Source organism: Nocardioides psychrotolerans (assembly GCF_900113685.1).
In the GTDB taxonomy this organism is placed as follows: domain Bacteria; phylum Actinomycetota; class Actinomycetes; order Propionibacteriales; family Nocardioidaceae; genus Nocardioides; species Nocardioides psychrotolerans.
Genome location: NZ_FOQG01000017.1, coordinates 26693 through 39071, shown reverse-complemented (window position 1 = coordinate 39071; position 12379 = coordinate 26693). Strand labels below are relative to the sequence as shown.

Genomic DNA, 12379 nt, shown 5'->3' with positions numbered 1-12379 from the left:
CACCGATGCGGTCTACTCCTCGAGCTTCGTGCGACTGCCTTTGCGCTTGACCGTGCTCGTCGCCGCAGGAACCTCGAGCGGGGCGTAGCCGTAGCCGTAGCCGTAGCCGTAGCCGTAGCCGTAGCCATAACCCCCGCGAGCGCCCTTGGTGGGAGTCCAGTTCATGACCACCCCGATCGGGTTGGCACCCACCTGGCGGAGTCGCTCCGCCGCGAGGTGCAGCTGGTCGCGGGTGGTCTTGCCATGGCGCACGATCAGCAGGGCGCCGTCGGCGAGGGATGCGAGCAGCGCAGCGTCGGTGACCGGCAGCAACGGAGGCGCGTCGATGATCACCATGTCGTAGCGCTCACGGACCGCGTCGAGCATCTCGATCATCGCGCGTGACTGGATGAGCTCGGCCGGGTTGGGCGGGATGGCGCCGCTCCCCAGCATGTGCAGGTCGCTGTCCTCGTGCTTCTGGATGGCGTCGTCCAGTGTCACCTTGCCGACAAGGATGGTGGTGACGCCGACGGCCTCGTCCATGCCGAGGGCGCGGGCGGCGCGTGGGCGCCGCAGGTCGCATTCGATCAGCAGCGTGCGGTGCCCCGCCTGGGCCATGGTGATCGCGAGGTTCACCGCGGTCGTGGTCTTGCCCTCTCCGGGGACGGCTGAGGTGACGACGAAGACCTTGTCAGGCGAGTCGACTTCCACGAACTGGAGGTTGGTGCGGAGCACGCGGAAGGCTTCCACCCGCGGGGCGTGCGAGGCCAGCTCGGTGACCAGGGGCCGCTTGCTGGCAGACCCGTCGTAGGCGATGGCACCGAGGAGGGGGGCGTCGATGGCGCTGGTGACATCGTCGACGGACTTGATCGTCGTGTCGAGGAACTCTCGGGCCAGGGCGAGCCCTAAGCCCAGGAGCAGACCGAGCACGACCCCGAGACCGAGGTTGCGGACGGGGTCGGGAGAGATCGGGGTGTCCGACCGTGTCGCAGGGTCGACGGTAGTGGCCTTCAGCAGGGCCGTGGTGGACCCCTCAGGTGTCTCGAGCTCGCGCACCATGTCGGAGAGGGCGTCTGCGTAGGCCTGAGCCAGGCGCTGCGCTTCGGCGGGGTCGGGGTCGGTGACGGTGAGGCTGATGATGACCGTCTCTGGGACGACCTCCGAGGTCACCTTCCCGATCAGCTCATCCGGGGTCAGGTCGAGATTGAGTTCGGTGATCACGGTCTGAGCCAGATCGCGGCTGTTTCCGATCAGGTCCGCGTAGGACGTCACTCGCTGAACGGAGAAGAGGCCGCCCTGGTAGGCGTCGGACTCGGTGGTGGGCGTCGTGGACACGAAGATGCGTGCCGACGAGGAGTAGATTGGGATAGCCGTGAAAGTCAGCGCTGCTGAGACGCCGAGCACGATGGCGGCCGTGACGGAGATCAGGACCCACCGGCGCCTGAGCATCCGCAGGTAGTCACGAAGGTCCACAATCGCTCCTGCGTAGGTTTGCCATTGCGCCAACTCTAGTCTAGGCAGACAGGAAGCCAGCGATCGTCGTCACCGCGAGCCAGGACCCATGCTGGCGTGGTTGTGACTCCTGGTGGGCGTCCTCGTGACCGCCATCACCCTGCATCTAGTAGTTCTGAGATGGGGTCCTTGTTGCTGCCTGTGGTGGCGGACAATGGTCAAAATCGGGACAATGACGTCCACCCGTTGCCATGGACATCTGACAGCACCGCGCATGCCGCGCGTGCGGCGTAAGTGTGAAACCGTAAGCCGTTGAGGAGTCGCTGCACCTAGCGGCCGCATCGGGGCCGAAGACGCGATGGTTGTCGTGAGCGCACACAACCATGAGAAGGGTTTGAGCAGTGGTCAAGGTCGGAATCATCGGATTGGGCAAGATGGGTTTGTCCCATTACTCGATCATCAACGCCCACGAGGACGTGGAGGTCGTAGGAGTCTGCGACTCGAGTGGCTATGTCCTCGATGTCCTCAACAAGTACACCGGTGTGGACACGTTTTCGGACTTCGAGAAGATGCTCGACGTGCAAGGGGTCGAGGCGGCTGTCATTTCCACGCCCTCGAAGTTGCACGCTCCGATGGTGCGCGCCTGCCTTGAGCGCGGCATCCACGTCTTCTGCGAGAAGCCATTCTGCCTGAAGCCGGAGGATTCAGCCGCGTTGGCTGACCTAGCCCGTAGCAAGTCACTCGTCACACAGGTCGGCTATCACAACCGATTCGTGGGCGCGTTCGGCGAGGCTAAGCGACTGCTCGATCTCGGTACGCTCGGACGGGTTACTCATGTGCTGGCCGAAGCCTACGGCCCCGTCGTGCTCAAGCCGAAAGGGTCGACCTGGCGCAGCAAGAAGGACGAGGGCGGTGGCGCACTCTATGACTACGCCGCCCACCCGCTCGATCTCTTGACGTGGTACTTCGGCAGGCCCGAGTCGGTCTCTGGCACGGTCCTCGGGCACGTCTTCTCGAGCGAGACAGAGGACGAGGTCTACACGACCATTGACTGGGGCCACGGCATGAGTGGGCAACTCTCGGTGAGTTGGTCCGACGAGTCCCAGCGCAAGATGACGACCAAGATCACGATCTGGGGAACGCACGGGCGGATCAATGTCGACCGGCAGGAGTGCCAGGTCTACCTCCGCGACGACGCCGCTGTCCCCGCCGGCTACGAGAAGGGCTGGAACGTCCACTACACGACCGGGCTGACCCAGGAGGTCGACTTCTATCTCCGCGGAGAGGAGTACTCCGCTCAGCTGGACGCCTGGATCAAGCGAATCGAGAAGGTGGAGGTCGACGGAGTGGGCAACTTCGACGACGCGACGGTCACTGACGAGCTGCTTGCTGCGATCGCTCGCGGTGGCTCCGGCGAGGTGCAGCACATCGTGAGTGGCGCATCGGTCGACGTCCCGCCGGTGCCGAGTGGTTGGTGGCGGCGCATGAAGTTGAGACTCAAGAGTCGACGATCTGCTCGCACGATGAGAAGGGCCTGACGATGGATCGACTACTTTTCGGCGACAACCAGTTCTTTGGCGTCAACCACATGTCAGAGGAAAAGGCTCGGGCACAGGCTATGCGTTTTCAGTCCGTCGACGCCGTGATGTCGGTGCTCGACTCTGCCTATGACTGTGGGGTCACCACATTCATGTGCACCACCCATGACCGGATCGCGGAGGTCACTCAGCGCATGCGCGAGCAGCCCGAGCGCTACGCGGACCAAGTTTTCTACCCTTGCATGCCCTACGCACACAAGTACGCCAACGCCATGGCGGATGCTGGCGTGATCGGTGCGATCCGTCAGTTCCTGCCGGACGAGGGCTTCTTCGACGCGGCAATGCGTGGAGGCAAGTCGTTGGCCAAGAAGGACATCGAAGGAGTGACTACCCTCCTTATCGACGCCGAGATGAAGATGTTCGAAGGACTCAAGACCCCCGTCATCTTCCTTCAGAACGTGGTGGTTGACCTTCTGCTCGGGCTGGGTTTCGTGGACGCCTTTCGCATCTTCGCCGACCACGTGAAGGCACGCTACGGCGCTGAGCCCGGCTTCATTACCATGAACCTCCCCAAGCTGCTCGATGCGTTGGACAAGGTGGGGGTCGATAACCCAATCGTTTGCGCCAACATCAACAAGATCGGATTCCGCATGTGTGGCGGTTTGGACGCCTACGTCGACGTGCTCGCGAATCGTCCCTTCCGCCCGATCGCCATGTCTGTGTACGCGTCGGGTGCGATTCGCCCTGATGAGGCAATCGAGTGGGTGACCAGCCTGCCCAACCTGGAAGCCATTGTGTTCGGAGCCTCGAGCAGGACCAACATTGAGTCAACGGTCAAACTGGTCGCCAGCGCGTGGCCCCTGTCGGTCACGTAGAAAGGAGTAGCGGCGTGCGCGTAACTGCTGTCGTTCGTGCCTACAACGAGGCGGCCCACCTTGGGCGGCTTCTCCAGGGCCTGCGGAGCCAGACGACTCCCGTGGAGGAAATCGTCGTCGTCGACTCGGGGTCGGCGGACGACACCGTCAAGATCGCGACCGAGGGCGGGTGCCGGGTGGTCCACATCTCTAAAGAGGAATTCACGTTTGGTCGGTCCCTTAACTACGGGTGTAACGCTGCCAAGGGCGAACTGCTCCTGATCTTGTCTGCGCACGTCTATCCGCTTTACGACACGTTCGTCGACCACATGCTCAAGCCATTCTCCGATCCTGCGACAGCCCTTGCTTACGGCCGGCAGGTCGGCGACGGTCGCACCAAGTACGCCGAGGCCCGGATCATGCAGCAGTGGTTCCCGACCGAGAGCATCCGCAACCAGCCGCACCCGTTCAGCAACAACGCCAACGCCATCATCCGCAAGGACGTCTGGGCCCAGATGCGCTACGACGAGCGACTCACGGGTTTGGAGGATCTCGACATGGCCAAGCGTGCGCTGGCGCTCGGCATGCGCCTGGATTACGTCGCTGAGGCTCCGGTGGTGCACGTTCACGAGGAGACCTGGTCGACGATCCGCAACCGTTACCGCCGCGAGGCTATTGCCTACAAGGCCATCATGGATGAAGAACAGTTCTCTGCCTGGGAGGCCGTCGCGCTGGCCGGCATCAACATTGCGAGCGACTACTGGCACGCGATGCGGGACCGTCAGTTGAAGACCAACCTCGTTGAGATCCCCAAGTTCAGGGCTGCCCAGTTCCTTGGTGCTGCGGAGGGGTTCCGCACCGACCCAGGCATGAGCCAGGGGCTCCGCCGGCGGTTCTACTACCCTGACCTGGCTCGTCTGTCCCCCAATGACGCTATCGGCAATCGCATCGACTACGACGACTGATGCACGCCTCAGCCAGGAAGGCCACAGCATGGACCTCGTGACCGCCATCGTCCCGATGCGGCACTCGAGCGAAAGAGTGCCTGGGAAGAACTACCGACCGCTCGGCGGCCTCCCGCTCTACCAGCATGTCGTCACGACGCTGCTCGCCACTCCTGGGGTGGGGGAGGTCGTCATCGACACGGACAGCGAGACGATCCTCGAGGAGGCTGCACGTGTCTTCCCCTCTGTGACGCTTGTGGAGCGGCCTGCGCACCTGCGAGATGGGCACACGCCGATGAACGCGGTCCTTGAGCACTCAATCGGTCATGCTCACTACGAAGCCATCCTTCAGACGCACTCGACCAACCCGTTCGTGCGAGCCGAGACGTTCGAGGCGGCCATTCGACGGTTCTTCGACAGCGAGGGGATCGACTCGGTCTTCGGCGCCACCCGCATTCAGGGGCGTCTGTGGACTGAGGACCTGACTGCTGTCAACCATGACCCAGCGGTGTTGGCGAGGACTCAGGACCTCGCTCCCATCTACCTGGAGAACTCCTGCTTCTACGTCTTCAGCAAGGCGACCTTGCGCGACGGCGGCAACCGGCTGGGGAAGAGTCCCGCCATCGTCGAGGTGGATGCCCTGGAGGCGACCGATATCGATGTCGAGACTGAGTTCAGGCTTGCCGAGATCATCGAGGCGTCCCAGCTGTTCGGCGTACGATGACGGACCGTGTGTTGGTGACATGCGCGCAGATGCAGGCCGAGCTTCCGGTGCACCTGCCGCGACTGCTCGATGCCGGTTTCGAGGTGATGGCTCCGCCCTTGACCGGACAGCAGTTCTTGTCCTCGGAGCTCGCACCGATGATGTCAGGGGTGCAGGGAGTGATCGCGGGTGACGACCAGCTGGATCGCTCGTTCTTCGAGTCCAGCCCAGACTTGCGAGTCCTGATCCGGTGGGGCATCGGGATGGACTCTGTGGACCACGACGCAGCTGAAGCGCACGGCGTGGTTGTCCGCAACACCCCGGGCGTTTTCGGGGGAGAGGTTGCTGACAGTGCCTTCGCCTATCTGCTGATGCTCGCCCGGCGTCATCACCAAGTGGACGTGGCCGTGCGCGAGGGGCACTGGCCCAAGGTCGAAGGCACGTCGCTCCGTGGATCGACCCTGGGAGTCGTGGGCCTGGGCGTCATCGGCCAGGCCATGGTGGACCGAGCACACGGATTCGGCATGGACGTGCGCGGCTTCGACCCGTACCTTCCGCCTGAGCGCGCACCGCATGGCGTGACGATCGACCTGGACCTGCATGTGCTGCTCCAAGAGAGCCGGTTCGTGGTGCTGACCTGCCCGTTGACCCGTGAGACCTTCCACCTGATCGATGACGGAGCCCTCCGTTCTATGCGGTCTGATGGCCTGCTCGTCAACGTCGCGCGTGGTCCCGTCGTGGACGAGGTGGCTCTAGTCGCAGCCCTCGAGCGAGGGGGGATCGCGGGCGCTGGCCTCGACGTCTTCGAGGTCGAGCCCTTGCCCGAGACGAGTCGGCTTCGAAGGATGGACAACGTAATCCTGGGTGCTCACAACGGCTCAAACACCCGCGAGGGAGTAGCGCGGGCGAGTGCACGGGCCGTGGATATCCTGCTTGAAGAGCTGGGTTCACGATGAAGCGTGCAGTGGTGGTGACGGGGGCGGCTGGCGGTATCGGAACTTCGATCTGTGCACAATTCAAGCGAGACGGGTTCATCGTCGTCGGGATCGACCAGCACGAGTGTCATGACGTGGATGTCTGGCTAGGCATCGATATCGGGGACCTCGCCTCCCTGCGAGCAGCTGCCATTCAACTGAGCGACCAGTTCGCTCTGGCGGCGATCGTCCACAACGCTGCAGTGCAGCCGTTGGCCGCTGCGGGTGACACTCCCTACGAGATCTTCGTCGAGACCATGCGGGTCAACGTGCTTGCGGCCGACAGCCTCGTGCACGCGACTCGAGAGAACCTCAGCCGCGAGCAAGGCTCGGTAGTGGTCGTGAGCTCGGTGCATGCGAGTGCGACGACGTCAGGCATCAACGCCTACGCCACCTCCAAGGCGGCTCTGGAGGGATGGGTCAGGTCGGCAGCCATCGACCTGGGCCCTCAGATCCGCGTCAATGCCGTCCGTCCGGGCGCGATCGATACGGCCAAGCTACGTGAGGGTTTTGCTCGTTGGGGTGCCGAGGATGCGAAGCAGCGACGGCACGTGCTGGAGACGCGTACGCCTCTTCGCCGCATCGGCCAGCCCGACGAGATCGCCTCCGCTGTGGCGTTCCTCGCTGGCCCAGGCGCTAGCTTCATCACGGGATCGACACTCGTGGTAGACGGCGGAGCTTCAGCATGCCTGGGGACCGAATGAAGTGGCATACCGTGCCGGGTCCGCACGGACGGCTCTTCGAGGGGCCTCACTGGATCCCTGAGGCACGCGTGTTCCAGTGGGTCGACATTTTGGCAGCGACGCTTCACCGCTGGGACCCCTACAACAACGAGGCGGCAGAGACCCGCGAGACCGGACTTGAGTTTGCCACGGTGGCCCTGCCGTTGGACCATGACCGCATTTTGGTCGCGTCTCGGAGCAGCCTGCACGTCTACTCCTGGTCCGAGAGCACCATGATCACGGTCGGTGAGTGGAAGTTTCCGCACGATGTCCGCTTCAACGACGGAGCGCTCACGCCCTGCGGGGACATCTACGTGGGGACGATGTCGATGGACAGAAGACCGCTTGGGGCATCTCTCTACAAGTTCGACCTTGCGGCGTCCGTGCTTGAGCCGGTTTTCACAGGGGTAGGCATCTCCAACGGCTTGTCCTGGGATACGGACACCTCCGCGTTCTACGTTGACTCACTGGTGCCACAGATCGACCGTGTGAACAAAACGGAACACGGGCTCACTCGCGAGCCATGGCTGCGCTTGGACGAGGATGACGAACCGGACGGCTTGGCGGTTGCTCCGTCCGGCCACGTGGTGGCAGCGCTCTGGGGACGCGGATGTTTGGTTGTGGGAGCGACGTCGCCCCGCAAATTCGTGACCGCTACGGTTCCTGACGCCTATCCAACCTCGGTTGCCTTTGGCGGTGTTGATGATGAACTTGTCCTGGTCACCACCGCAGGGCAGTCCGCGGCAACCGACCGTAAGGCGCGCGTGTTCGTCGGTGACGCCGCCGAGCTGGTGTCCGGCTCGTGACTAACTTGAGGCTTGACCGCTTCGCCTTCGTGGCCGTAGGGCTGGCGATCGTCACGGGCGTCGTAGCGACCAGGGTCGGGGTCGCAGCCATCTTCGTGTGCTTGGGTCTGGGCATTCTGGCAGCAGCCATCCGCACGAGCAGGCGCTTTGCCCCCCCGGCGCGAGATGGCTACACGGTCGTACTGCCCCTGCTGCTCATGCCGACCGTCCTTGGATTGACGGCCTTTGCAGAGCGGCGCATCACGTTCGTCCTCGCCGGCCTGATCATCTTGGCTCTGACCCAGAGCCGTCGACGCGAACACACGTTCCGTCAGCCTCTCATCGTCGCGGCCCTCGTGCTGAGCTTGCTGTTGCCGGCCTCGCGTTACTTGACGACGCTCTACGTGCAGGTCTGGCACGCAGAAACCCTGATCCTGATTCTTGTCTGCGCCCGCCGATATCCGTTCCCGAGTGTTGTGAAGTCCTTACTCGATGGCGTCGGGCTCTTTCTGATCGCGAACGTCCTGGGCTACCTCGCGGGCGTTGAATCTCCGGCGGCCGCGGGAAGGACCTTCTCGCTGGACTCCAGCACGGGTGGCATTCGTGTCTTCTTCCCTTTGACCAGCAGCCTGGCTGTCCCGCCGCTGATGGCTGCCATCTTTGTCGCCGCTGGCCTGATCTGCCTCGAAGGTGGTCGGGCCGTTCGTGTCTACAGAGCAGTTGCTCTCTTGGCAGGCATCTTCATTATGGTGGCGGCGAACACGCGGGTAGCTCTGGTGGTGTCCGCCGTGGTCCTGGTGGCGTCCGTCGTGGCGCCTTTGATTTTCGCCCGGGCGTCCGTTTACCTCGCTGCTTTCCCGATGGTCCTTCCGTTTGTCTATCCCTTGCTCGCGGTCGTCGTGCTGCAGCCAGTGATCCATGTTGCTGCTTCCCTGTTCCCCTTCCTCAGCCGAGGCGATACGGAGGCGGACGTAGCGCTAGAGGGAAGAGATCGCATCTGGAGCATGGCCATAAGCTTCTGGCAGGAGCAGGTTGACTTCATACACCGGTTGGTGGGGTTCGGCGAGTTTGGACAGCGCAGTTCAGGAGCCTCAGCCGCATACGCGAATGGTGACCCGTTGCTTCTTGGCTTCTCGTCCCACAATTCCACCTTGCAGCAACTTTTCGATGGGGGACTGGTCGGAGTTGCCAGCCTGGCCTTCCTAGGTCTCGCGGCTGTCATCACGTTGCGGCGGGGGGCATTGCTGCCGAGCCGCGTACATCTGATTGCACTGTGCGCTGGAGTTGCGGCGCTCCTCGGCGGTGGGACGGAAGTCACGCAGGCTCCCGGTTACGCGGTCGAGACGTTCTGGGTTTTCGCGTGTCTTGCGCTGGCTGCAGCGACGCAACCGAGCCGAGGCGCCGTCACCAAGGATGAGTTGGCGGCGGGCGCCGATGGTCTCACCGCGGCTCCTGAACGGGTCGTTACGTCAGCAGGGAGCGCGCACGGGACCTCCACCAGCAACCGCTAGCCGAACACCGCCGGCTACTGCTGCGGCGTCGCCAAGCGTCGAGCGAGTGCTGGGATGTAGGAGTTGGTGACTGTGCGGAAGGTGCGGCCTCGTTCCTCGCCGTAGGCCAACAGTTCCTCGACCGCGGTGCAGTGCTCTGCGTAGTAGTCGGCGTAGTCGGTGTCGCGGAAGAACGCCGGATGGGCGTCAAAGACGCTGTTCATCAGATCGTCGCTGTACTGATGAGCCCGCGAGTGGGACCAGAAGTACTTCTCGTCGGGCTTGCGGCCATCTGCGCCACCTATGTCGATGCGCTTTGCGAGAGTGATGGCAAGCGGGACCATCTGCTGAGTTAGCACGTTGCCCGTGACCCTAACCTCCAGGGTCTCGAGGGTCGGCGCGTGCCACTCCTTGCTCGACAGCTCCAAGGGAATCATCCGCCCGTGGGCCCACGGCAGGTTGGCCGCAAGGAGCCCGGCGCAATATCCAGGGACCACCAGGAGGCTGTCGTACTTCTCGGCAACGAGTCGAAGGTCGCGTCGGAACTCACCCGCATATGCGCTTGGGCCGAAGTGAAAAACCGGATCGCCGAAGCAAATGTGGGTTGGACGCAGGCGCTCCATGAGTTCGCCGTCGCGGATGGCTGAGTTGCAGACGATGCGATGGGTCCACATGGTGTGGTCCCCCACCAGCGAGCCTGCGCTGGGGCCGGTCCCGAGCGCTAGTGCGGCGGACGTCGCCCACTCGCTTGACGCGGAGGCCAAGGAACCCGGCAGGAACTCTCGGGGGAAGGTGACTCCCAGTCGCTTCGCGACGTTGAGATAGCCCTCGCTGTCCACGTCCTTCGCGAACGCCGGGTCGACGACCGTCACGCGGGTAGGGCTCAAGAGAGCACGGACATAGGTGCGTGGCGTGACTTTCCAGACCAGGTGGTGCACTGGTTGGCCAGGAGCTAGGACTCGCTCAGCGCCTGCTACGTCGATGGAGGAGTCCAGGTATGCCGGAATCTCCGGGACATGGCCAGGATGGGCGGCATGCGCGGACCATCGTCCCAGATACCACGTCGATCGCGTGGCGAAGTCTCCGGCGTTGTGCTCGCCCACCGCCGGCATGGGCAGGAAGCATGTTCCCTCGCTCAGCGGAGGCGAGAACGTCCACATGAGTCGCCGAGTCATGCGCCGCAACGTGTGTCGCACTGCCGCCCGGATTCGGTGCCGTCGACCGTAGGCATCGGCGTTCTGATTTGAAGGAGTGCTTGGCGATGTCATCGGCGTGTCCATGACCTTTCCATGACCTGGTGCTCGTAGTCCCCTTGTCCGGGATGACACTCACTGCCCTGTGAGCCGCGCAGTCTCCGGGTCGCGAGGACCCTGGGAGGTGGCGCTCGCACATGCGTTCGGCGACCGCCAACTGCCAGGCAGGAGCCTATCGTGAGGACGCCCGGCGCTGACCCGCGTGTGGCTCACCGAGCAAACCGCAAGCGGCGCCGTTCGTCCCGAAGTGTGCTGACGGCCAAGGCGACCACGACACATGACACGGTGCTGAGCGCAACGACTCGGATCGTGCCGGGCCAGGTTGCGGCCAGGGTGGCCGACACCAGTAGTAGATAGGCACTGTTGGTCCAGGGCTGCCTCCGCAGGAGGTCCTGCCACGGGATTGCGCGGGTCCTGGCCTCGAACCACAGTGCCGTGCCGGCCAGGGTGGAGTATCCGAGAGCGGTCCCGACAACCGCCCCCCACAGGCCCCAGATGCTGTTGAGAGTGAGGTTGAGGCCGACATTGAGGGTGAGGGCCGTCAGGGAGATCACCGGAGCCCGCGAAGTGATGCCAGAGATCAGAGTCAGGCCGTTCATGGGGATGAAGTAGAGACCGTAGGCCAGAGCGCCCAGGGAGAGCAGGGGGAAGATCTCGTCGTGAGAACGAAAGGCTGGAGGCAGGATCACCTCGATCGCAGCGAAGCCCGCAACGAGGAAGACACCGTGCACGACGAACGACACCTTGAGGTGGCTCCTGACGATGCGAGGTATGTGGGCCGAGCCAGGTGGATTCTTGGCATAAAGGGGCATGAAGGCCCGGCTCACCTCGTTGAGCACCAGGCTCGTGACAGCGGCGATCTGGTAAATGGCTGAGTAGACACCGACAAGTGCGCTCGACACGAACATGGCGAGGATGAGTCGGTCGCTGAGCGAGAGGCCCCACTGGGCCAGGTAGTGCGGGACCAGTGGAAGGCCCTCCCTGGTGACTGACCACGCCGTGTACTTCGGGTTGCGGGAGCCCGGGGTGTGGAGGCGTCGAAGCGCCAACTGGCTGACGGCGATGGCAACAAGTCCCGCGACCAGGTCCCCGGCCGCCCAGCCCGTAGGGCCCCATTGCAGCACGGCGACCATCAGCACACGCGTCCCCACCTGGGTGGCCAGGATCGTCAAGGCCAAGGTGGCATAGGGGACGACCTGTCTCGACGCACGCAGCACTGCATAGGCGTACGTCGTGCCCGCCGCCAGAAGGCACGAGCCCACACACTGCAGGATCCAGGCGCCTTGCAACGGAATGGGGACGAGGGCGAGAACGGCGGCCAAGCTCGCCGCGAGGACGAGCGGGACATAGAACGTGACCCTCCTCGCTACCCGGAGGTAGTCGGCCAGCTCATCCCCTGCTCGGAAGTAGGCATAGGTGATCCGCGGCTCGAGACCGAGAGTCAGGAACATGACCAACAGCGACCCAACCGCCGTCAAGAGGGCCACCTGGCCGTAGTCGGAGGGGGACAGGACCCGCGTGAAGGCGACGAGCAGGATGAAGCCGCTGGCCTTCTGCGCGGCGGCCACGAGGGTGTAGCTCGCTGCCGTCCATGTCGTACGAGTGCCGGGTCCTCCGTCGCTGGATGAAACATCAGGGTGACTCTTGGAGACAGATGCTCCGCGCGATCGCTTCATCACCTGGGT

At 63.7% G+C, this 12379-nt stretch carries 11 protein-coding genes; 8 read left to right on the top strand and 3 right to left on the bottom strand.

Annotation, left to right across the window (positions count from 1 at the left end):
* Positions 1 to 12: 12 nt before the first annotated feature.
* Positions 13 to 1452 carry a tyrosine-protein kinase domain-containing protein gene (locus BM204_RS17790; protein ID WP_091116186.1) on the bottom strand — a complete coding sequence of 480 codons (1440 nt, stop codon included), beginning with the start codon at positions 1450 to 1452 and terminating at the stop codon, positions 13 to 15.
* Positions 1453 to 1832: 380 nt separating this feature from the next.
* Here BM204_RS17790 and BM204_RS17785 point away from each other — a divergent pair, with 380 nt between their 5' ends.
* Genes BM204_RS17785 through BM204_RS17750 form a run of 8 tightly spaced genes read left to right on the top strand, consistent with a single transcriptional unit; the run spans position 1833 to position 9462 of the window.
* Positions 1833 to 2969, top strand: coding sequence for a Gfo/Idh/MocA family protein (locus tag BM204_RS17785; protein ID WP_091116184.1), 1137 nt, complete (start codon positions 1833 to 1835; stop codon positions 2967 to 2969).
* Positions 2970 to 2971: 2 nt separating this feature from the next.
* Positions 2972 to 3844: a hypothetical protein gene (locus BM204_RS17780; protein ID WP_218153748.1), complete on the top strand. Its 873-nt coding sequence runs from the start codon at positions 2972 to 2974 to the stop codon at positions 3842 to 3844.
* A complete protein-coding gene (locus BM204_RS17775) occupies positions 3823 to 4788 on the top strand; it encodes a glycosyltransferase family 2 protein (protein WP_091116181.1) in 966 nt (321 codons plus the stop codon). Before BM204_RS17780 ends, BM204_RS17775 begins: the two co-directional genes overlap by 22 nt.
* A 37-nt stretch (positions 4789 to 4825) precedes the next feature.
* Positions 4826 to 5491 carry an acylneuraminate cytidylyltransferase family protein gene (locus BM204_RS17770; RefSeq protein WP_218031331.1) on the top strand — a complete coding sequence of 222 codons (666 nt, stop codon included), beginning with the start codon at positions 4826 to 4828 and terminating at the stop codon, positions 5489 to 5491.
* A gap of 29 nt (positions 5492 to 5520) precedes the next feature.
* Positions 5521 to 6426 (top strand): phosphoglycerate dehydrogenase, encoded by a 906-nt coding sequence (locus BM204_RS17765; protein ID WP_218031330.1) that lies wholly within the window; start codon positions 5521 to 5523, stop codon positions 6424 to 6426.
* Entirely contained in the window at positions 6423 to 7148 is a 726-nt protein-coding gene (locus BM204_RS17760; RefSeq protein WP_091116174.1) for an SDR family NAD(P)-dependent oxidoreductase, read from the top strand. The genes BM204_RS17765 and BM204_RS17760 overlap by 4 nt, the downstream gene beginning before the upstream one ends.
* Positions 7130 to 7972, top strand: a complete 843-nt coding sequence (locus tag BM204_RS17755) for an SMP-30/gluconolactonase/LRE family protein (RefSeq protein WP_091116171.1) — start codon at positions 7130 to 7132, stop codon at positions 7970 to 7972. Before BM204_RS17760 ends, BM204_RS17755 begins: the two co-directional genes overlap by 19 nt.
* Positions 7969 to 9462, top strand: a complete 1494-nt coding sequence (locus BM204_RS17750; protein ID WP_091116169.1) for an O-antigen ligase family protein — start codon at positions 7969 to 7971, stop codon at positions 9460 to 9462. Before BM204_RS17755 ends, BM204_RS17750 begins: the two co-directional genes overlap by 4 nt.
* A 14-nt stretch (positions 9463 to 9476) precedes the next feature.
* Here BM204_RS17750 and BM204_RS17745 read toward each other — a convergent pair whose 3' ends face one another.
* On the bottom strand, positions 9477 to 10313 hold the full coding sequence (locus tag BM204_RS17745; protein WP_091116167.1) for a hypothetical protein: 837 nt from the start codon (positions 10311 to 10313) through the stop codon (positions 9477 to 9479).
* 590 nt (positions 10314 to 10903) lie between these two features.
* Positions 10904 to 12370, bottom strand: a complete 1467-nt coding sequence (locus tag BM204_RS17740; protein WP_256215776.1) for a lipopolysaccharide biosynthesis protein — start codon at positions 12368 to 12370, stop codon at positions 10904 to 10906.
* Positions 12371 to 12379 lie beyond the last annotated feature (9 nt).